Consider the following 20,220-nt stretch of genomic DNA (forward strand, 5'->3'; position numbering starts at 1 on the left):
CAGGCAATCCAGGCGCCCATCGCGCCCGGACAAAGTGTCGCACCTTGGGGTGCCAGACGTCAGGTCTGGCGACATTGGGTTGAGCCAGACGGTTTGCCCTGTTAGGTTGGCGGGCTGATTCAAGCGAGAGAGAGTGTCATGTTCCAAGCGCAGCCCATTTCCCTGCAACGTGGTGCGCTGCGCCTGGATCCGCTGGCGGAAGGCGACGTGCTCGAACTGGTCGGCCTGGCCGAGCGCAATCGCGAGGCGCTGCATTATCTGAGCGGACCGCTGCGGCCAGACTGGTACCGTCTGGCACTGGCCGAGCAGCGCGAGGGGCGAGCCTTGCCCTTTGCCGTACGGATCGCCGACCGGCTGGTGGGTACGACCCGCTTCGCCGATTTCCTGCCCGCCTTGCCCGCCGCCGAGATCGGCTGGACCTGGCTCGATGCCGAGCAACACGGCAGCGGCCTGAATGGCAACATCAAGTACCTGATGCTGCGCCATGCCTTCGAGCACTGGCAGTTGGTACGGGTACAGCTCAAGACGGCAGCGACCAATCTCCGGTCCCAGGCGGCCATCGAAAAGCTGGGTGCGGTGCGCGAGGGGCTCTTGCGCAATCATCGGCGCTTGGCGGACGGTCGGCTGGACGACACCATCATCTACAGCATCACCGACCGCGAGTGGCCCGAGGTGAAGGCGCGACTGGAGGCGTCCTTCAACTAGCGGCAACGCCTGGCCGACCGTTCGTCGCTGACCACCGCTGCGCAACGGGTCTGCGCCGCTTGTTTGGCGCCGCTATTCCGGCGGCCGTCCTTTCTTGTCCAACAGTTTTCCGCAATACGGCCGACATGCCTGCTCAATGGTACGAGTTCGCCTGTCTCCTTTCGCGGATCGCTGTATGTCTTCATTGTCACCTTCCTCTGCGCTGCGCACGCTCAGGGTCGTCTGGCCCTTCGTGATCATCCTGTCCTGCCAGGCGCTGGTAGCCATCTTCAGCCTGCAACTGCTGTCGACGGTGCGCGCCTATGTGTCCGCGGAAAGCCTGTGGAGCAAGAGCCTGGGCAACGCCATGCTGTCGCTGGGTGCCTACCTGGATGAAGGACGCCTCGAGGCCTATCAGGACTATCTGGCCTCCATCAGCGTCAATGACCTGGATCGTGCGGCGCGCACGGAACTGGATAACGGCGGAAGTCCTGCCGAAGCCGCGCGCCTGCTGCGCCTGGCCGGCAACAGCCCGGATGACATCGATGGGCTCATCACCCTTTTTCGCCTGGCCCGGCACGTCGAGCCGTTCGAGGGAGTGATCGCCCGCTGGCAGGCCACCGATCCCTACATGGACGAGTTCCAGGCCCTGGCGCGGACCAGCTTCGAATTGATCAGGCTACAGGGGCCGGGGCCGGCGCTGATCCCGTTGAAGCGCCACCTGCTGGATTTGCACGACCGCATGATGCCGGAGACCGTAGCCTTCTCGGAGCGCCTCGGCCTGGCGTCACGGCAGATGGTGCGCGGGCTGTTCATCGCCAACGTGCTGGTGGGTGCACTGCTGGTCCTGCTGGCCATCTGGCGCATGCACAGCCTGGTGCAGCAGCGCTGGCGTTCCGAGCAGGCGCTGCAGGCCGAGAAGGAGCACATGCAGGTCATCCTGGCTTCCATCGGCGATGCGGTGCTGGCGCTCAATGCCCAGGGGCGGCTGCTCTATCACAATCCGGCGGCGGCGCGTCTGCTCGCCAAGCCCGAACTGGCCGCCGGCACACCGGTCAATCACCTGTTCGATATCCAGATCGAGGACCAGCCGGGGTCGACGCGCCCGCTGGCCGAGCGGCTGCTGAGCCAGGATTGGCGGGCTGGCAACGAACCCCTGGCCCATCAACTGGTACTCACCGAAGGGACCCGTATCCCGGTGGCGCTGACGGTGAGCGCGCTGCCGCGTGGCGAGGCCGGCACCGGGGTGGTGCTGGTGATGCACGACCAGACCCGGGAGCGGGCCTTCCTGCACGATCTGGCCTGGCAGGCGAGTCACGATGCCCTGACCGGGCTGCTCAATAGGCGCGAGTTCGAGACCCGGCTGGAGCGCCTGCTGGCCAATCCAGAGCTGGTCTGCGCGTCGCTGCTGTTCATCGATCTCGATCAGTTCAAGATCGTCAACGACACCTCCGGGCACTTCCACGGCGATCGGCTGCTGCGCCAGCTCTGCGAGCTGCTGGGTGGCCAGCTGGGTGAAGACGACTGCCTGGCGCGCCTGGGCGGCGATGAATTCGGCGTTCTGCTGGAAAACCGTACGCCGGCTGAAGCCGAGGCCGTGGCCGAACGGCTGCGTTGCTGCGTCGGTGCTCTCCAGTTCGAGGCTGCCGGGCAGGGCTTTCGCGTCGGCTTGAGCATTGGCGTGGTGCACCTGGGTGGTCATGCCCTGGCGCCGGAGGAGGCCCTGCGGCTCGCCGATCTGGCCTGCTACGCCGCGAAGGACAAGGGCCGCAATCGCATCCAGGTCTTTGCGCCAGGTGATGTGGAGCTGGACCAGCGTCATGGCGAAATGGCCTGGGTGCAGCGCCTGCACCGGGCGCTGGCCGAGGACAGATTCCGCTTGTTCGTCCAGCCGATCCTGGGTTTGCGCAGCGAGACCGTAGCGGATCGCCATGTGGAGGTGCTGATGCGGCTGGAGGAGGGCGATCGACTGATCGCGCCAGGCGTCTTCATCCCGGCGGCGGAACGCTATGGGCTGATGCCGGACCTGGATCGCTGGGTGATCGCCGCGGCGCTGGCGCGCTTCGCCGAATTGCCCAACGGGCTGCTCGATACCCTGGCCATCAACCTGTCGGGTCATTCCCTGGGCGAAGCGGGCCTGGCCTCGTTCGTCAAGCAGCAGCTCCAGCGCTGGCAGATCGCCCCGGCACGGATCTGCTTCGAGATCACCGAAACCAGCGCCGTGGCCAATCTGGATGCGGCACGGCAGTTCATGGACGAATTGCGTGGGCTGGGGGTGAGATTTTCCCTGGACGACTTCGGCGCCGGAATGTCGTCCTTCACCTATCTCAAGCACCTGCCAGTGGACTACCTGAAGATCGATGGCAGCTTTGTCCGCCATCTGCTGGAGGATGCAGTGGACAGCGCCATGGTCGAGGCGATCAACCAGCTGGGGCATCTCACCGGCAAGAAGACCATCGCCGAATTCGCCGAGAACGACGCGGTGATCGCGGCGCTAGGCACCCTGGGCGTCGACTATGCCCAGGGCTACGGCATCGCCCGGCCGCAGCCCTTTACCGAAGACACCTGTCAGGCGCTGCTTCGGCAGGTGTGGTGCGAGCCCTCAGGCGCGGCCGTCGTCGTCCTTGAAGCGGCGGAAGAGGGTGGCCAGTAGCGCGCCTGAGATGTTGTGCCAGACGCTGAACAGGGCGCTGGGCACCGCTGCCAGTGGCGAGAAATGCGCGGTGGCCAGGGCGGCGCCAAGACCGGAATTCTGCATGCCGACTTCCAGCGCCAGGGACTTGCGCTGGGCCAATGGCAGCTTGCAGAACTTGCCGGTGAGATAGCCGAGCAGGAAGCCGAAGCCGTTGTGCAGGATCACCACCGCCATGATCAGCAGGCCGGACTCGGCGATGCGCGCCTGGCTGGCGGCCACCACCGCGGCGACGATCACCACGATGCTGACCACTGACGCCAGCGGCAGCACCTCGACCAGCGCGCCGACCCGTCGGCCGAGCAGGCGCTGGGCGACGAGGCCCAGGGCGATGGGCAGCAGCACCACTTGCAGGATCGACCAGAACAGGCCGCCAAAGGAGATCGGCAGCCAGGTGGAGGCCAGCAGCCAGATCAGCGCCGGGGTCAGCAGGGGAGCCAGCAGGGTGGTCACGGCAGCGATGGCTACCGACAGCGCCAGGTCGCCCTTGGCCAGCCAGGTCATGACGTTGGACGCCGTCCCGCTGGGGCAGCAGCCGACCAGGATGACGCCCACGGCGATCTCCGGTGGCAGGTGGAACAGCTGGCACAGCGCCCAGGCCACGCCCGGCATGATGACGAAGTGCGCCACCACGCCCAGCAGCACTCGCCAGGGATGGCGACCGACGGCAGCGAAGTCCTCGACCTTGAGGGTCAGGCCCATGCCGAACATGATCACCCCCAGCAGCGGCACGATGGCCACGCTCAGTGGCTTGAACACGGCGGGAGCGAAAAACGCCAGCAGGGCTGCGAGCAGCACCCAGAAGGCGAAGGTATTGCCGACGAAGCGGCTGAGGGCGGCCAGGGCGCGCATGGCAAACTCCTTTTTGTAAGGGCAGAAAAAAGGCCGGTCTGCGCCGGCCTTGATTGAAGCTTACAGTCCCTGAGGCAGCTCTTCGCCACCCAGGGCTTCGATCAGCTGTGGCAGGAATTCCGCCAGGGTCATCATCATCAGCACGAAGCTGGCGTCCTGCTGGCCGAGGGCGTCTTCGCCACCGTCCTGTTCGGCCTGGTCCTGCAGCAGGTCCTCGAACTTCAGGCGCTTGATGGTGACCTTGTCGTCCAGCAGCAGGGCGAGCTTGTCCTGCCAGGCCAGGGCCAGCTTGGTGACCAGCTTGCCAGCGCCCAGGTGGTTCTGGATCTCTTCGCTGGTGAGGTCCTGGCCCTTGCAGCGCACCACGCCGCCATCTTCGCCGGCGTCGCGCAGTTCGCACTCGTCGAGGATATAGAGGCCGTGGGTGGCGTCACCGGCCTTGACCCAGTCGGTGAAGGTGGCCATCGGCGCCTGCTTGACGCCCAGCGGCCGTACCGGCAGCGAGCCCAGGGCATCGCGCAGGGTGGAGAGCAGGTCCTCGGCGCGCTTGGCGCTGGAGGCGTCCACCAGGATCCAGCCCTGCTTGGGGTCGATGGCGGCATAGGTGGTCTGGCGACGAATGAAGGCGCGCGGCAGGAAGGCCTGGACGATCTCGTCCTTGATCTGCTCCTTCTCCTTCTTGTAGACCTTGCGCATCTGCTGGTTTTCGATCTCGTCGACCTTTTCCTGCACGGCTTCCTTGACGACGCTGCTGGGCAGGATGCGTTCTTCCTTGCGCGCGGCGATCAGGAAGAAGCCCTGGCTTTCGTGTACCAGCGGCAGGTCCGGGCCCTTGCCGAAGGGGGCGACGAAGCCATAGGTGGACAACTCCTGGCTGGCACAGGGGCGCGCCGGTTTGGCGGCGAGGGCGGCGTCGAGGGCTTCGGTCTCGAAGGCGACTTCCTGGGTGAGACGGTAGACGAGCAGATTACGGAACCACATGGTGTCACTCCCAAAAACGAAGCGCGCATTATCCGCGTCGCCCGCCCTGGAGGCCAACCCCGGATCGCGGTGGTCGTCGGGAATGCCGGCATTCTCTGACAGCTCCGGAGCGCAACGCTAAGCCTTTGGAAGTGCTGGGAAAATTTTTTTCAAAAAGGGGTTGCCAGGTGGGAAACCCCTCCGTAGAATGCGCCCCACTTCGAGAGCAAACGGGTGATTAGCTCAGCTGGGAGAGCATCTGCCTTACAAGCAGAGGGTCGGCGGTTCGATCCCGTCATCACCCACCACTCGAGGTAATGCGCAGCGGTAGTTCAGTCGGTTAGAATACCGGCCTGTCACGCCGGGGGTCGCGGGTTCGAGTCCCGTCCGCTGCGCCATTTAAGGGTTGTCTGGTCCTGAACGCCAGCAACCATCGAAAAGCGGCCCTAGTGGCCGCTTTTTCGTTTGGGCGCGATTTTCCTATCGTGCTTTCTCGCGTTTTCCCTTCCTTATATGAATTGCTTGGGTCGATGGGTTTGCACCTTGGCCTGATCACCCGCGCGTGGAAAACGCTGCGCGTTAATCGCGGCCATGGGCCGCTCCTACAGGGTGTCACGCGCTTGTAGGAACGGCCCATGGCCGCGATAGGTGGGGCAAGGTGCGAACTCAGCCCCTTATTGCATCAAGTACCGCTTCCAACGGGTGGCGCAGGCGGCGGTCGTCGATGCGCTTGACCTGGCTGCGGCAGGAGTAGCCGGTGGCCAGGGCTTCGCCCTGTTCGGCCGGTACCGCCAGGGCGCGGGCCCAGGACTGGTCGTAGATCACCTTGGAGGTCGCCAGATTGCGCGCCTCGTGGCCGTAGGTGCCGGACATGCCGCAGCATCCGGTGCTTTCCGGCTTGAGGCCCAGGCCCAGGCGCTCGAACACCTGCTGCCATTGGCTGACGCTGGCCGGGGCGTTGGTCTTTTCGGTGCAATGGCCGAGCAGGCGATAGACCTTGTCACCGACCACCTGCTTCTCTTTCGGCAACACCTGCAGCAGCCACTCCTGGGGCAGGAGCACCTCGGGCATCCGGGCGATGCCGGGGACCTTGGGGTATTCCTGGCGATAGACCAGGGTCATGGCCGGATCCAGGCCCACCAGCTTGACGCCGAAGCCGGCCAGGCTGGCGAGCCCCGCCGCGTTGCGCCGCGCCGTGCGTTCGAAGGCGCCGAGGAAGCCCTGCACCTGCAACGGCTTGCCGTTGGCGCGATAGGGCGCGAGAAAGACGCGTTGGCCGAGCCGCGCGGCTAGTTCGAGGAAAGCGGCGGTGAGCGGGGTCTCGAAATAGCGGGTGAAGGCGTCCTGCACCACCACGATGGTCTTGGCGCGCTCTTCCTCGCTCAGGGCCAGCAGCCGCTCGGGGGTGGCAATCTGTACCTGCCATTGATGCATGACCGGCACCAGGTCGAAACGGCTGAGCAGGGGGCTGTCGACCATGCCGATGCGCTCGGCGAATAGCCGCTGAATGGGCGTGGCGCCCATGGCGGCGTTGTAGAGGCCGGGTGCACGGGCGAACGCCGGCAGGCTGAATTCCAGCGAACCGATCAGGTAGTCGCGCAGCGGGCGCAGGTAGCGACGGTGATAGAGCTCGAGAAAGCGCGAGCGGAATTCCGGCACATTGACCTTGATCGGGCACAGGCCCGCGCAGGACTTGCAGGCCAAACAGCCAGCCATGGCGTCATAGACCTCATGGGAGAAGTCCGCCTCGGCCTGACGGCCATTGCGCCAGCGCTGCGGCAGGGCCTTGAGCCAGTTCAGGACGCCACGCGGGGCCGGAGCCAGGACGTCGATGCCGGCCTGGCCCTGCAGGCGCAGCCATTCGCGGATCAGCGAGGCACGGCCCTTGGGGGAGTGGATGCGCTGGCGGGTGGCCTTCCAGGACGGGCACATGGCGTCGTCGGGATCATAGTTGTAGCAGGCGCCGTTACCGTTGCAGTGCATGGCAGTGCCGTAGCTCTGCCAGACGCGCTCGTCGAGGGTGCGGTCCAGTTCGCCTCTCAGGGTCACGCCATCGACCTTGAGCAGTTCGGCGCCGCTGGCGAGCGGGGTGGCGATCTTGCCGGGATTGAGCTGGTTGTGCGGGTCGAAGGCGCCCTTGAGCGCCTGCAGGGCGGGATAGAGATCGCCAAAGAAGGCCGGCGCATATTCCGAGCGCACGCCCTTGCCGTGTTCACCCCAGAGCAGGCCGCCGTATTTCTGCGTCAAGGCGGCCACCTGGTCGGAGATCGGCCGCACCAGCGCCGTCTGGCGCGGGTCCTTGAGGTCCAGCGCCGGACGCACGTGCAGCACCCCGGCGTCGACATGGCCGAACATGCCGTATTGCAGGTTGTGGCCGTCGAGCAGGGCGCGGAATTCGGCGATGAAGTCGGCCAGGCGCTCCGGCGGCACCGCGGTGTCCTCGACGAAGGGCTGCGGGCGGATCTCGCCCTGGACATTGCCCAGGAGGCCCACGGCGCGCTTGCGCATGGTGTAGACGCGGGTCACGGCATTGCGCCCGATGGCCAGGGTGTGGCCCAGGCGCTCGACGGTGGGGTCCTGGCGCAGGTGCTCCAGGAAGCCCTGGACGCGGGCGTCCACTGCCTCGGGATCGTCGCCGCTGAATTCCACCAGGTTGATGCCCAGGGTGGGACGCTCCACGTCCTCGGGAAAGTATTCCGCCACGCTGTGCCAGACGATGTCCTGCATGGCCAGCAGCAGTACTTTGGAATCCACCGTCTCGATGGACAGCGGTTTCAATTCGATCAGGGCGCGGGCGTCGCGCAGGGCGTCCATGAAGCTGCCATAGCGGACGTTGACCAGCACCGAGTACTTGGGAATCGGCAGGACATTGAGCTTGGCTTCGGCGATGAAGGCCAGGGAGCCTTCGGCGCCGCAGAGCACGCTGTTGAGGTTGAACCGGCCATCCGGCTCGACCAGGTGCGCCAGGTCATAGCCGGTCAGGCAGCGGTTGAGCTTGGGAAAGCGCGCCTCGATCAGTTCGGCCTGATTCTCGGCGATGTCCCGGGCGCAGCGGTAAACCGCGCCGGTGCGGTCCTGGCGGGCGCAAAGGGCGTCCAGCTCGGCGCTGTCCACCGGGCGACTCTGCAGGCGTTCCCCACCGATCAGGTAGGCGTCCAGTTCCAGTACGTGGTTACGGGTCTTGCCGTAGGTCACGCTGCCCTGGCCGCTGGCATCGGTGTTGATCATGCCGCCGAGGGTGGCGCGGTTGGAGGTGGACAACTCCGGGGCGAAGAACAGCCCGTGGAGCCTGAGCGCGGCATTGAGCTGGTCCTTGACCACTCCAGCCTGGACCCGAACCCAGCCCTCTGCGGCATTGATTTCCAGGATCCGGTTCAGGTGGCGGGAGAGGTCGACCACGATGCCGTCGGTGAGCGACTGGCCATTGGTGCCGGTGCCGCCGCCGCGCGGGGTGAGGACCACGCCCTGGAAGCGCGACTCGCCCATCAGTTGGGCCAGGCGCTGGACGTCGGCGCTGTCCTTGGGAAACACCGCCGCCTGGGGCAGGCGCTGGTAGATGGAGTTGTCGGTGGCCATGACCGTACGGCTGGCATGGTCCGGTGCGATCTCACCCTGGAAACCGCTGGCGGCGAGGGCGCTGAGGAAGTCGGTGTAGGCGGCGGCGAGGGGTGCCGGGGCCGGCAGGCGGGCGATCATGTTCATCAGGCGGGCTCTCTGGCGGCGGATGGCCGTCTCCTTCAGCGAACGAAGGAATGGCATCGACCTTTTCTGGCTATAGTAGGCATTCTCACCACAGCGCGCCGGGGCCACAACCGAAGATTCCGCCGCCTATGCCGGAAGATCCTGAATGAATCACCGTCGCCTGACGCCCTCCATGTCGCTGCTGCTGGCCTTCGAGGCGGCGGCGCGCCACGAGAGCTATACCCGGGCGGCCGAAGAGCTGTCCTTGACTCAGAGTGCCGTAGGGCGCCAGGTGCAGGCGCTGGAACAGTTGCTGGGTCTGACGCTGTTTCGCCGCGAGGGCCGGCAGATCGTGCTTACCGACGTGGGCCGCGCCTATAGCCGTGAGCTGGGCCTGGCCCTGGGGCAGATCCGCAGCGCCACCCTGCAGGCCATGGCCTTCGCCTCCGGGCAGGGCACGCTGCGCCTGGCGGTGCTGCCGACCTTTGGTTCCAAGTGGCTGTTGCCACGCCTGGGCGACTTCTACGCTGCCCATCCCGGCATGCTGGTGCACTTGCATTCGCGGATCCAGGCGGTGGACTTCGCCGCCAGCGAGATCGATGCGGCTATCAGCGTCGGCAGCGGTAACTGGCCAGGGCTTTGTGCTCATCCGCTGCAGGCCGAGCAGCTTGTGGTGATTGCCAGCCCGACGACGCTGGCCGAGTTGCCGGATGCGACGCCGGCGACCCTGGCTGGCCAGCTGCTCCTGGGCGTGGCCAACAATCCCCAGGCCTGGGGTGAATGGTTCCGCCACCATGAGCTGCCCCATCGGGCCATGCGCCCGGGGCCGAGTTTCGAGCTGACCTCGCACCTGATCCAGGCGGTGCGCGCCGGCATCGGCATCGGGTTGGTGCCGCGGGTACTGGTGGAGGACGAACTGGCCCAGGGCGAGCTGCTGGCCTGCGGTCCGGCGCTGGTCAGTCGGCGCAGCTATTACCTGGTCTATCCACCACGCAACGAAGGGCTGCCGTCGCTGCAGGCCTTTCGCCAGTGGCTGCTGGCCGAGATCAACGAAGGAGAGGGACTGTCATGAGCAAGCCGGGACAGCGGGTACTGGCCGCGCTGCGGCAGATGATTCTGTCCGGCGAACTCACGGCGGGCGAGCGGCTGGCGGAGATTCCCACCGCCGAGCGCTTCGCCGTGTCACGCATGCCGGTGCGCCTGGCCCTGCGCACCCTGGCCCAGGAGGGCTTGCTGGAGCGCAGCGGCGCCCGGGGCTATCAGGTGCGCGCGCTGACGGGCGCCGATCTGGAAGGCGCGGTGGAGGTGCGCGGCGTGCTGGAAGGCCTGGCCGCGCGCCAGGCGGCCGAGCGCGGCCTGGATGCGGCCACGCGCGCCACGCTGGAAGACTGCCTGCGCCGTGGCGATCGGCTGTTCGCCAAAGGGCATGTGCGGTTGGAGGACCTGGAGGACTATCACGATCTCAATCGGGCGTTCCACCAGGCCATCGTCGCGGCCAGTGGCAATCCGGCCATCGCCGTGGCCCTGGGGCGTCACGAGCACCTGCCCTTTGCCTCGGTGAGCGCCCTGGCGGTGGATGCCGAGGATCTCGACCGCGAGTACCGTCGCTTCAATTTCGCCCACCTGCAGCACCACGCGGTGTTCGACGCCCTGGTGCGCGGCCAGGGCGCCCGCGCCGAGGGCATCATGCGCGAGCATGCCCAGGCGACCCTGGGGTATGCGCGGTGGTTTGGTGGGGAAGAGGGCGAGGCGGGGGCGATGAAGGTGCTGGTGTAGAGCGGACCCTCACCCCGGCCCTCTCCCAAGGGGAGAGGGCCGGGGTGAGGGCGGGCTCGGTTTGTCAGAGATCCAGCACCAACCGCTCGCCCTTGGCGCGCGAGCAGCAGGGGGTGAAGCGATCGTTGGCGGCGTGCTCGGCTTCGGAAAGAAAGAGATCGCGGTGCTCGGGTTCACCGGCCAGCACTGGGGTCAGGCAGGTGCCGCAGAGGCCCTGGCCACAGGAGACCGGCAGGACGATTCCGAGGTCGGCCAGTACCTCGACCACGCTGCGCTCGGCCGGTACCTCCACGCGGCGTCCGCTGCGCGCCAGCTCCACCTCGAAGGGCCGTTGCTCGCCCTGGGCGGCGGGGTCGGCGGCGAAGTATTCGCGGTGGATCTGCCCGGGTTGCCAGCCCTGGGCCTGGGCGGCGTCCACCACGGCGGCCATGAAGCCCGCCGGTCCGCAGACATAGAGGTGGTCGTCCGGCGCCGCCGGGCCGAGCAGGTGCTGGAAGTTGGGTCGCAGCGCCGGGTCGTGCTGGTCGAAGTGGACCCTGACCTGGTCGGCATAGGGCCGCGCCTTGAGCCAGGGGATGAAGGCGGCGTGCTCGCGATCCCGCACCAGGTAGCGCAGGTTGAAGCGCGCGCCCTGCTGATGGAGCTGCTCGGCCATGGCCAGGATCGGGGTGATGCCGATACCACCGGCCAGCAGCTGGGTGCGGCGCGCAGTGGGGACCAGCGCGAAGAGGTTGCGCGGCTCGCTCACCTGCAGGCGATCACCTACCTCCAGTTCATGCATGGCCTGGGAGCCGCCGCGGGAGTCGGCGACGAGGAGCACCGCGATGCGATAGCGAGTCGGGGCGGGCTCGGGTGCGGTGCAGAGCGAATAGTGGCGGACCAGGCCGTCGCCCAGAGTGATCTCCAGGTGAGCGCCGGCGCTGAAGCCGGGCAGCGGGCCGCCGTCGGCGCGGGCCAGGTCGAAGGCCAGGATGGTGGGGGCTTCACGTTGCACGGCGGTGACGATCAGATCGAGCATGACTGTCTCCTAGGCGATCTGCCGGACCGGGATGCCGGTGGCGGCCTGTTCGGCGGCCAGCAGGCGGTCGATGATCTGCCGCGACTGCACGCCGCCGGCATCGATATTGAGCTTGAGCAGCCCGCGTTCGGGATAGCGCAAGAGGTTCTGCTGCTGGCGTTCGAGCATCTCCAGGTCTTCGCCGAAAATCTTGCCCTGGCCTTCGCGGATGCTGGCGGTGAGTTCGGCGTCCTCCGCCTTGAAGTTGCGTGCCATCCCCCAGAAGTACCAGATGGAGGTCTCGGTCTCGGGGGTGATGAAGTCCACCACCACGCTGGCGGCCTTGACCGCAGCCGGCGCGTCGTAGCCGCCATGGCCGGCATGGGCCACGCCCACCTCGATCATCACGTGGCTGGGCGGAGTGAAGCGGCAGATCTGCCAGCGATCCACCGGGACGTCGTCGGCCAGGCCATTGCCGCGCAGGGCCATGCGCCAGAAGGGCGGGGCGGAAATGTTTTCCATGTGTCGGCTGGTGATGACCTCGTCCCCCTCGACGCGGGTGGCTGGCGGCGCCTCGTCGATCTCCTTCTGGCCAATGCTGGAGGCGTGGACGTAGGTCTCGTGGGTGAGGTCCATGAGGTTATCGATCATCAGTCGGTAGTCGCACTGGATGTGATACAGGCCGCCGCCATAGGCCCAGTCGGGGCTTTCGGCCCATTCCAGATAGGGAATCAGGGCCGGATCGGCCTTGGCCTGATCACCTGGCCAGACCCAGATGAAGCCGTGCCGCTCCACGGCGGCATAGGGGCGTACCGCGGGAAAGACGCCGACCCTCTGGCCTGGCATGCCCAGGGTCTTGCCGCCGCAGCCCATTTCCAGGCCGTGATAGCCACAGACCAGGGTGCCGTCGCGGACGAAGCCCAGCGACAGCGGCGCACCACGGTGCGGGCAGAAGTCTTCCAGCGCCACCACCTGGCCATTGGCGTCGCGATAGAAGACCAAGGGCTCGCCGCAGATCTGCCGGCCGAGGGGCTTGTCTTGGACTTCATCGGGGGTGCAGGCGACGTACCAGGCGTTCTTCGGGTACATGATTGGAACCTCTTGTTGTTGTCTATTGGATCCAATAATTGATTGGGGTACCCAAGGGTGTCAATGCGGTTAGGCCCGGTAGGGTAGCGGTTGCTGGTCGATAATCGCCCGGTAAATTGCGGCTGTATTCGGTGTAGTGAAGCCCGAATAGCCTTGATTGTCCTGGTATTTCCTCTGGTTGGTACCTGGGTGAAGGTCAGGCGTGAGTTCAGTCTGAGGCAGACACCATCTTGTGAATTGGATCCATTTTTGCCAGCCTTTTCGAGCTGTGATTCCAACAACAAGAATTCAAGGATGCTTGCCATGTCAGAGCGCTTCGCTGTCTTTTCGTCTGGGGCCAGGAGCACCGTGCTCCGTTTCCGTTCTCCTTCCTGCACCGGAGGTGGGCGATGAGCGATCTGCGCGAGATCGTCGACCAGGGCCCCATGCGCGGTTTCCAGTACCTGGCGGTGCTGGTCTGCATCCTGCTCAACATGATCGATGGCTTCGACGTGCTGGTGATGGCCTTTACCGCGGCCTCGGTATCTCGCGAATGGGGCCTCTCCGGATCCCAGATGGGGATGTTGCTCAGCGCCGGTCTGGTGGGGATGGCCGCCGGTTCGCTGTTGCTGGCGCCGTTGGCCGATCACTGGGGGCGCCGGCGCCTGATCCTGTTCTGCCTGCTGCTCTCGGGCGCCGGCATGCTGCTGTCGGCGCTGGCTGGCTCACCTCTGCAACTGGCGTTGCTGCGGGGTCTGACCGGACTGGGCGTAGGCGGGGTGCTAGCCAGCAGCAACGTGATCGCCAGCGAGTATTCGGCGCGCCGCTGGCGCGGCCTGGCGGTCAGCCTGCAGGGCATGGGCTATGCCCTGGGCGCTACCCTGGGAGGACTACTGGCGGTCTGGCTGCTGTCGCACTGGGGCTGGCGCGCGGTCTTCTGCGCCGGCGGCCTCATCACCCTGGGAGCCATTCCCCTGGTGCTCATCGGTCTGCCCGAGTCGCTGGATTTCCTCCTCACGCGACGCCCGGCCGGGGCCCTGGTACGGATCAACCGGTTGGCCCGACGCCTGGGTCAGCCGCCACTGGCAGCGCTGCCACCCCGGACCGAGGCCCGAGCGGCGGGCGGTACCGTCGGCCGGCTGCTGGCGCCCGCGCTACGGCGGACCACGCTGCTGGTGTGGACGCTGTTCTTCCTGGCCATGTTCGGCTTCTACTTCATCATGAGCTGGACGCCCAAGCTGCTGACCACCCTGGGGCTGTCCGAGCAGCAGGGGGTGGCTGGTGGCGTGCTGCTTAGCGTAGGCGGCATCTTTGGCGCCGCCCTGGTCGGCCTGCTGTTCGCCCGCTTGCCCCTGTCACGCGCGCTGGGCGGCTTCATGCTGACCACCGCGCTGCTGCTGGTGGCCTTCGCCCAGATGGGTAGTTCCTACCTGGGTGCCCTGGCCATGGGCCTGCTGATCGGACTGTTCGCCAATGGTTGCGTCGCCGGACTCTATGCGCTGCCAGCGCTGGCCTATGCCGCCGAAGTCAGGGCCACCGGGGTGGGCTGGGGCATCGGCATCGGCCGTCTTGGCGCCATCCTCTCACCGGTGGTGGCCGGGCTGCTGCTCGACAACGGGTGGCCCCCGCTGCGCCTGTATCTGGTCTTTGCCGGGGTGTTCGTGGCGGCAGGTCTGCTGCTCCTGCTGACTCGTCCCGAGCAGCGACCTACGGCCACGGAGGTGAGTCGGCGGCAGGGCGAGGCGCTGGGCTAGCCGCTTTTGGCAAGGTCATCCTTTTGCCTAAAATAGTTAATTGACTTAACTAATTCCCTGGCGTAGCTTCGGCTCCATACCCACCCAACAACAAGAGGCACACGCCATGGGCAGTTACGACGGACGCTGGCAGACAGTCAAAGTGGACATCGAGGACGGTATCGCCTGGGTGACGCTCAATCGTCCCGAGAAACGCAACGCCATGAGTCCCACCCTCAACCGCGAGATGGTCGAGGTGCTGGAGACCCTGGAGCAGGACGCCAGCGCCGGCGTGCTGGTGCTGACCGGTGCCGGCGATGCCTGGACCGCGGGCATGGATCTCAAGGAATACTTCCGCGAGACCGATGCCGGCCCCGAAATCCTGCAGGAAAAGATTCGTCGCGAGGCCTCCCAGTGGCAGTGGAAGCTTTTGCGCATGTACGCCAAGCCGACCATCGCCATGGTCAACGGCTGGTGCTTTGGCGGCGGCTTCAGCCCGCTGGTGGCCTGCGACCTGGCCATCACCGCCGACGAGGCCACCTTCGGCCTGTCCGAGATCAACTGGGGCATTCCTCCGGGCAACCTGGTGAGCAAGGCCCTGGCCGACACCGTGGGCCACCGCACCGCGCTCTACTATGTGATGACCGGCAAGACCTTCAGCGGTCCCGAGGCCGCCGCCATGGGGCTGGTCAACCAGAGCGTGCCACGTGAACAGTTGCGTGAGGTGACCACCGCCCTGGCACGTGAGCTGCTGGACAAGAATCCGGTGGTACTGCGGGCCGCCAAGGTCGGCTTCAAGCGCTGCCGCGAACTGACCTGGGAGCAGAACGAGGACTACCTCTATGCCAAGCTCGACCAGTCGCGTCTGCAAGATCCGGAAGGCGGTCGCGAGCAGGGCATGAAGCAGTTCCTCGACGACAAGAGCATCAAGCCCGGTCTGCAGACCTACAAACGCTAGATCGCCACCGCCCACCCGTACAACAACAAGAGGTAGCGTCATGGTCGAGGTATCCCTGCTTATCGGCGGCGCCAGCCGCCCGGCCGGCAACGGTCGCAGCTATCAGCGTTGCCATCCGGTGACCGGCGCGGTGGTCTCCACGGTGGCCGCCGCCACCCCGGAGGATGCCGACGCCGCCGTCGCCGCGGCCCAGGCCGCCTTTCCCGCCTGGGCCGCGCTACCGCCGGGCGAGCGGCGCCGCCGGCTGCTGGCCGCGGCCGACGGGTTGGCCGCACGCAGTGACGAATTCGTCGCCCTGGCCGGGGAGACCGGCGCCATGGCCAACTGGTACGGCTTCAATGTCCATTTGGCGGCCAACATGCTGCGCGAGGCGGCGGCCATGACCACCCAGATCCAGGGCGAGGTCATTCCTTCCGATGTGCCTGGCAGCTTCGCCATGGCGCTGCGCCAGCCCTGCGGCGTGGTGCTGGGCATCGCCCCCTGGAACGCCCCGGTGATCCTGGGCACCCGCGCCCTGGCCATGCCGCTGGCCTGCGGCAACACCGTGGTGCTCAAGGCCTCGGAGCAGAGCCCGGGCGTGCACCGGTTGATCGGCCAGGTGCTGCAGGATGCCGGCCTGGGCGACGGCGTGGTCAACGTCGTCACCAATGCTCCGGAAGATGCCCCGGCCATCGTCGAGCGGCTGATCGCCAACCCGGCGGTGCGGCGCGTCAACTTCACCGGTTCCACCCGGGTCGGTCGTATCGTCGGTGAGCTGTCGGCGCGCCACCTCAAGCCGGCCGTGCTGGAGCTGGGCGGCAAGGCACCGCTGCTGGTGCTGGAGGACGCCGATCTGGATGCCGCGGTCGCTGCGGCGGCCTTCGGTGCCTACTTCAACCAGGGGCAGATCTGCATGTCCACCGAGCGCCTGCTGGTGGACAGCCGCATCGCCGACGCCTTCGTCGAGCGCCTGGCGGCCAAGGTGTGCACCCTCAAGGCCGGTGATCCGAGTGCACCCGACTCCGTCCTGGGCTCCCTGATCGACGCCAGCGCCGGCACCCGCATCAAGGCCATGATCGACGACGCCGTGGGCAAGGGCGCGCGCCTGGTCTGCGGTGGCGAGCTGGAGGGCAGCATCCTGCAGCCGACGCTGCTGGATGGCGTCACCGCCGAGATGCAGCTCTATGCCGAGGAGTCCTTCGGCCCGGTGGCGGTGGTGATCCGAGCCGAGGGCGACGAGGCTCTGCTGCGCCTGGCCAACGATTCCGAGTTCGGCCTCTCGTCGGCCATCTTCAGCCGCGACACCGCCCGTGCCCTGGCGCTGGCGCAGCGGGTGGAGAGCGGCATCTGCCACATCAACGGCCCCACTGTGCACGACGAGGCGCAGATGCCCTTTGGCGGCGTCAAGTCGAGCGGCTACGGCAGCTTCGGCTCGCGTGCTTCCATCGAGCACTTCACCCAGTTGCGCTGGGTGACGCTGCAGACGGGGCCGCGCCACTACCCGATCTGATCAGCGTCCGCCGTCCCTCGCTCCTGTCGCGACAACAATAAGAGGCGCCTTCGGGCGCCAGCCCAGAGGAGAATTCAAGGTGAGTCACGTCACGCACACCCGCGCGCCCGCCGATCAGCCGCTGCGCTATCGCCCGGTGACCCTGGGACAACCCGGCGTCACCGTGGAAGAGCGGGGTGGACTGCTCTACATGGCCTCCCAGGAAGCCCTGACGCCACCGCCGCCGCGACTGTTGGACCGGCTGCTGCACTGGGCCGAGGTGGCACCGAACCGCACCTTCTTCGCTGCCCGGGACACGGGCGGTGCCTGGCGCGAATTCTCCTATGCCGAGATGCTGCAACGGGTGCGCCAGCTGGCCGCCGCGCTGTTGGAGTTCGGCCTCTCCGCCGAGCGCCCGCTGGCGATCCTCTCCGGCAACGATCCCGAACACCTGCAATTGGCCATGGCGGCACTCTACGCCGGCATTCCCTTCTGCCCGGTGTCGCCCGGCTATGCACTACTGTCCCAGGATCACGCCAAGCTGCGCCATGTCTGCGGCCTGCTGCAGCCGGGACTGGTGTTCGTCAGCGATGGCCCGGCCTTCCAGAAGGCGCTGGAAGCCGTGCTGCCGGCCGACGTACCGGTGATCGCGGCTCGCGGTCAGGTACAGGGCCGTATCACCCTGGCCTTCGCGGCGCTGCTCGCTCGCGGTGAACTGGCCGCGGCCGAACGCGCCTTCGCTGCGACCGGCCCGGACAGCATCGCCAAGTTCCTTTTCACTTCCGGCTCCACCAAGCTGCCCAAGGCGGTGACCACCACCCAGCGCATGCTCTGCGCCAACCAGCAGATGCTGTTGCAGACCTTTCCGGTGTTTGGCGAGGAGCCGCCGGTGCTGGTGGACTGGCTGCCCTGGAACCACACCTTTGGTGGCAGTCACAACCTGGGTATCGTGCTCTACAATGGCGGCACCTTCTATCTCGACGAAGGCAAGCCGACGCCCCAGGGCTTCGGCGAAACCCTGCGCAATCTGCGCGAGGTATCACCCACCGCCTATCTCACGGTTCCGCGCGGCTGGGAAGAGCTGGCCAATGCCCTGGAGCGCGATGCCGAGTTGCGCGAGCGCTTCTTTGCCCGCATGCGGCTGTTCTTCTTTGCCGCGGCGGGGCTGTCGCAAAGTGTCTGGGATCGCCTGGATCGCATCGCCGAGGCCCACTGCGGTGAGCGCATCCGCATGATGGCCGGCCTGGGCATGACCGAGGCCTCGCCCAGCTGCACCTTCACCACCGGCCCGCTGTCGGTGGCCGGCTACGTCGGGGTGCCGGCGCCGGGGTGCGAACTCAAGCTGGTGCCGGTGGATGGCAAGTTGGAAGGGCGCTTCCGCGGGCCGCACATCATGCCCGGCTACTGGCGTGATGCCGGCCAGACCGCCGCCTGCTTCGACGAAGAGGGGTTCTACTGCTCGGGCGATGCCCTCAAGCTCGCCGACCCTGCCAATCCGCAACTGGGCCTGATGTTCGATGGCCGCATCGCCGAGGACTTCAAGCTGTCGTCCGGGGTGTTCGTCAGCGTCGGTCCCTTGCGCAACCGCGCGGTGCTGGAGGGCACGCCGCTGGTGCAGGACGTGGTGGTGGCGGCGCCGGATCGCGAGTGTCTGGGACTGCTGGTCTTTCCACGCCTGGCGGACTGCCGGCAACTGGCCAGGCTGGGCGAGAGCGCCGATGCCGCCACGGTGCTGGCCAGCGCGCCGGTACGGGACTGGTTCGCCGCCTGGCTCAAGCGCCTCAATCGCGAGGCCTCGGGCAACGCCAGCCGCCTGGAATGGATCGCCCTGCAGGAGGAGCCGCCGTCCGCCGACCGTGGCGAGATCACCGACAAGGGCTCGCTCAACCAGCGCAGCGTCCTGACCCATCGCGCGGAACGGTTGGAGGCCTGCTATCGCGGAACGGCGCCGCTGTTGATCCGGGCCTGAGGTGCAATCCAGAGGATCAGGCGACACGGTGCAATGCCGGCTGTTCCTGTCCTCGCGGTCTTGGCCGAAAGGATATCTCGACCCATGCGGTTCCTGTTTGAGAAACGCCTGACACCCTGAGTGGTGTCAGGCGTTTTCATTTCTACCTTCTGCGAATTGGGCTGGCGCCAACAGCGAGGCCCGCCGTATCTGCCGCTTCCGTCTGGTCCGCCGTTCACCTGGGCTTCGTCATCTCATCCGCGCATCGGATCTGGGGGGTGGTTGTTCAATACGGCGATTCCTGTCTCTCATTCTGATTTTTAGACTACTTAATCCATTCTTGGCTGAGATTTTGGATTTTTACTGCTTGCATTTGGCTATTCATCCTTTATTTTGAAATAGCGTTTCATAAATACAAGGGTAAAACCCCTCCGCTAGCCGGCGTAATTCGCCTTCCAAAGGTCTCTGTGCATGAGCTTCTTCGCTGCGCCCCCGACGCTGGAAACCTCCGTCTTCACTCGCCTGCCCGAGCGCTATCGTCAGCCACGACGTACGGCATGGGCCGATGCCAATCGCCAGGGCAGGGCCATCGATTCCTTTCTGGAAGGGCCCTCCTTCGATCGACAGGGCAATCTCTATGTGACCGACATCCCCTATGGGCGCATCTTTCGCATCGACCCCAAGGGCGAGTGGGAGCTGGTCTGCGAATACGACGGCTGGCCCAATGGGCTGAAGATCCACCGCGACGGGCGAATCTTCATCGCCGACTACAAGCGCGGCATCCTGCAACTCGAGCCACGGCGTGGCGAGGTGGAGACGGTGCTGGGCAGCGCCGGCTCGGAAGGCTTCAAGGGCGTCAACGACCTGGTGTTCTCGCCGAGCGGTGATCTCTATTTCACCGACCAGGGACAGACCGGTCTGCAGGATCCCAGTGGGCGCGTCTATCGCCTGGGCGCCGATGGCCAGCTCAGTTGCCTGCTGGGGACGGTGCCCAGTCCCAACGGCATCGTCTTCGATCCACGCCTCAACCATCTGCTGATAGCGGTCACCCGGGCCCAGCAGGTCTGGCGCATTCCGCTGGGCAACGGTCCGCTGATCGGCAAGGTCGGTGTCTTCGCTCAGCTGCATGGCGGCCTGGGTGGCCCCGACGGTCTGGCGCTGGACGAGGAGAGCAATCTCTATATCGCCCACACCGGCTTCGGCTCGGTGTGGCAACTCTCCCCGGTCGCCGAACCCCTGGCGCGCCTGCGCTCCTGCGCCGGCATCAGCAACACCAACCTGGCCTTCGGCGGTCCCGAGGGTCGCAGCCTGTTCATCACCGAATCCGAGACCGGCAGCATCCTGCGCGTCGAGACCCCGGTGCGCGGACTCCCCCTGTATTCCCATCTCTGACCGGCGCGGCC

At 66.5% G+C, this 20,220-nt stretch carries 14 protein-coding genes and 2 tRNA genes; 11 read left to right on the forward strand and 5 right to left on the reverse strand.

The genetic code is table 11. The features are described from left to right. Positions 1 to 138: 138 nt before the first annotated feature. Together ACWPW1_RS08535 and ACWPW1_RS08540 are read left to right on the forward strand one after the other, a co-directional pair. Positions 139 to 705 carry a GNAT family N-acetyltransferase gene (locus ACWPW1_RS08535; protein ID WP_271654407.1) on the forward strand — a complete coding sequence of 189 codons (567 nt, stop codon included), beginning with the start codon at positions 139 to 141 and terminating at the stop codon, positions 703 to 705. Positions 706 to 880: 175 nt separating this feature from the next. Then, positions 881 to 3,337: a putative bifunctional diguanylate cyclase/phosphodiesterase gene (locus tag ACWPW1_RS08540; RefSeq protein WP_454252779.1), complete on the forward strand. Its 2,457-nt coding sequence runs from the start codon at positions 881 to 883 to the stop codon at positions 3,335 to 3,337. Here ACWPW1_RS08540 and ACWPW1_RS08545 read toward each other — a convergent pair. Both ACWPW1_RS08545 and rdgC read right to left on the reverse strand, forming a co-directional pair. Continuing rightward, positions 3,287 to 4,228 (reverse strand): bile acid:sodium symporter family protein, encoded by a 942-nt coding sequence (locus ACWPW1_RS08545; protein ID WP_454252780.1) that lies wholly within the window; start codon positions 4,226 to 4,228, stop codon positions 3,287 to 3,289. The genes ACWPW1_RS08540 and ACWPW1_RS08545 overlap by 51 nt on opposite strands. Positions 4,229 to 4,288: 60 nt before the next feature. Further along, positions 4,289 to 5,209, reverse strand: coding sequence for a recombination-associated protein RdgC (rdgC, locus tag ACWPW1_RS08550; RefSeq protein ID WP_059314316.1), 921 nt, complete (start codon positions 5,207 to 5,209; stop codon positions 4,289 to 4,291). A gap of 211 nt (positions 5,210 to 5,420) precedes the next feature. Here rdgC and ACWPW1_RS08555 point away from each other — a divergent pair. Together ACWPW1_RS08555 and ACWPW1_RS08560 are read left to right on the forward strand one after the other, a co-directional pair. Further along, positions 5,421 to 5,496: transfer RNA gene (locus tag ACWPW1_RS08555), tRNA-Val, on the forward strand. Between the two features lie 13 nt (positions 5,497 to 5,509). Then, positions 5,510 to 5,586 (forward strand) — tRNA-Asp (locus tag ACWPW1_RS08560). Between the two features lie 268 nt (positions 5,587 to 5,854). Here the strand turns inward: ACWPW1_RS08560 and ydiJ are convergent. Further along, the gene (gene ydiJ, locus ACWPW1_RS08565) at positions 5,855 to 8,884 is read right to left on the reverse strand and encodes a D-2-hydroxyglutarate dehydrogenase YdiJ (protein WP_454253908.1); all 3,030 of its coding nucleotides are present in this window, start codon (positions 8,882 to 8,884) and stop codon (positions 5,855 to 5,857) included. 151 nt (positions 8,885 to 9,035) lie between these two features. Here ydiJ and ACWPW1_RS08570 point away from each other — a divergent pair, with 151 nt between their 5' ends. Both ACWPW1_RS08570 and ACWPW1_RS08575 read left to right on the forward strand, forming a co-directional pair. Then, positions 9,036 to 9,941, forward strand: a complete 906-nt coding sequence (locus ACWPW1_RS08570) for a LysR substrate-binding domain-containing protein (RefSeq protein ID WP_184291129.1) — start codon at positions 9,036 to 9,038, stop codon at positions 9,939 to 9,941. Continuing rightward, positions 9,938 to 10,645 (forward strand): GntR family transcriptional regulator, encoded by a 708-nt coding sequence (locus ACWPW1_RS08575; protein ID WP_184291127.1) that lies wholly within the window; start codon positions 9,938 to 9,940, stop codon positions 10,643 to 10,645. Before ACWPW1_RS08570 ends, ACWPW1_RS08575 begins: the two co-directional genes overlap by 4 nt. Positions 10,646 to 10,709: 64 nt before the next feature. Here the strand turns inward: ACWPW1_RS08575 and ACWPW1_RS08580 are convergent, their stop codons facing one another. Both ACWPW1_RS08580 and ACWPW1_RS08585 read right to left on the reverse strand, forming a co-directional pair. Further along, positions 10,710 to 11,663: a PDR/VanB family oxidoreductase gene (locus ACWPW1_RS08580; protein WP_454252781.1), complete on the reverse strand. Its 954-nt coding sequence runs from the start codon at positions 11,661 to 11,663 to the stop codon at positions 10,710 to 10,712. Positions 11,664 to 11,672: 9 nt separating this feature from the next. Continuing rightward, positions 11,673 to 12,731 carry an aromatic ring-hydroxylating dioxygenase subunit alpha gene (locus tag ACWPW1_RS08585; RefSeq protein ID WP_059314320.1) on the reverse strand — a complete coding sequence of 353 codons (1,059 nt, stop codon included), beginning with the start codon at positions 12,729 to 12,731 and terminating at the stop codon, positions 11,673 to 11,675. Between the two features lie 389 nt (positions 12,732 to 13,120). Here ACWPW1_RS08585 and ACWPW1_RS08590 point away from each other — a divergent pair, with 389 nt between their 5' ends. The 5 genes from ACWPW1_RS08590 to ACWPW1_RS08610 all read left to right on the forward strand — a co-directional run bounded on the left by ACWPW1_RS08590 (position 13,121) and on the right by ACWPW1_RS08610 (position 20,209). Further along, positions 13,121 to 14,464 (forward strand): MFS transporter, encoded by a 1,344-nt coding sequence (locus ACWPW1_RS08590; protein WP_059314321.1) that lies wholly within the window; start codon positions 13,121 to 13,123, stop codon positions 14,462 to 14,464. Positions 14,465 to 14,570: 106 nt separating this feature from the next. Further along, on the forward strand, positions 14,571 to 15,401 hold the full coding sequence (locus tag ACWPW1_RS08595; protein WP_017638769.1) for a p-hydroxycinnamoyl CoA hydratase/lyase: 831 nt from the start codon (positions 14,571 to 14,573) through the stop codon (positions 15,399 to 15,401). A gap of 40 nt (positions 15,402 to 15,441) precedes the next feature. Beyond that, entirely contained in the window at positions 15,442 to 16,890 is a 1,449-nt protein-coding gene (locus ACWPW1_RS08600; protein ID WP_454252782.1) for an aldehyde dehydrogenase, read from the forward strand. Between the two features lie 79 nt (positions 16,891 to 16,969). Beyond that, complete coding sequence (locus ACWPW1_RS08605) at positions 16,970 to 18,838, forward strand: feruloyl-CoA synthase (protein ID WP_454252783.1); 1,869 nt, start codon at positions 16,970 to 16,972, stop codon at positions 18,836 to 18,838. Between the two features lie 450 nt (positions 18,839 to 19,288). Then, positions 19,289 to 20,209: an SMP-30/gluconolactonase/LRE family protein gene (locus ACWPW1_RS08610; protein ID WP_454252784.1), complete on the forward strand. Its 921-nt coding sequence runs from the start codon at positions 19,289 to 19,291 to the stop codon at positions 20,207 to 20,209. Positions 20,210 to 20,220 lie beyond the last annotated feature (11 nt).

This window comes from Pseudomonas sp. Marseille-Q7302 (assembly GCF_965111925.1).

Excerpts from the sequence above, each read along its gene's own strand:
- ACWPW1_RS08600 (WP_454252782.1), top strand. The coding sequence starts at position 15,442 with ATGGTCGAGGTATCCCTGCTTATCGGCGGCGCCAGCCGCCCGGCCGGC.
- ACWPW1_RS08540 (WP_454252779.1), top strand. The coding sequence starts at position 881 with ATGTCTTCATTGTCACCTTCCTCTGCGCTGCGCACGCTCAGGGTCGTC.
- ACWPW1_RS08570 (WP_184291129.1), top strand. The coding sequence starts at position 9,036 with ATGAATCACCGTCGCCTGACGCCCTCCATGTCGCTGCTGCTGGCCTTC.
- ACWPW1_RS08595 (WP_017638769.1), top strand. The coding sequence starts at position 14,571 with ATGGGCAGTTACGACGGACGCTGGCAGACAGTCAAAGTGGACATCGAG.
- ACWPW1_RS08580 (WP_454252781.1), bottom strand. The coding sequence starts at position 11,663 with ATGCTCGATCTGATCGTCACCGCCGTGCAACGTGAAGCCCCCACCATC.
- ACWPW1_RS08585 (WP_059314320.1), bottom strand. The coding sequence starts at position 12,731 with ATGTACCCGAAGAACGCCTGGTACGTCGCCTGCACCCCCGATGAAGTC.
- ydiJ (WP_454253908.1), bottom strand. The coding sequence starts at position 8,884 with ATGATCGCCCGCCTGCCGGCCCCGGCACCCCTCGCCGCCGCCTACACC.
- ACWPW1_RS08535 (WP_271654407.1), top strand. The coding sequence starts at position 139 with ATGTTCCAAGCGCAGCCCATTTCCCTGCAACGTGGTGCGCTGCGCCTG.
- ACWPW1_RS08590 (WP_059314321.1), top strand. The coding sequence starts at position 13,121 with ATGAGCGATCTGCGCGAGATCGTCGACCAGGGCCCCATGCGCGGTTTC.
- ACWPW1_RS08545 (WP_454252780.1), bottom strand. The coding sequence starts at position 4,228 with ATGCGCGCCCTGGCCGCCCTCAGCCGCTTCGTCGGCAATACCTTCGCC.
- ACWPW1_RS08575 (WP_184291127.1), top strand. The coding sequence starts at position 9,938 with ATGAGCAAGCCGGGACAGCGGGTACTGGCCGCGCTGCGGCAGATGATT.
- ACWPW1_RS08610 (WP_454252784.1), top strand. The coding sequence starts at position 19,289 with ATGAGCTTCTTCGCTGCGCCCCCGACGCTGGAAACCTCCGTCTTCACT.
- rdgC (WP_059314316.1), bottom strand. The coding sequence starts at position 5,209 with ATGTGGTTCCGTAATCTGCTCGTCTACCGTCTCACCCAGGAAGTCGCC.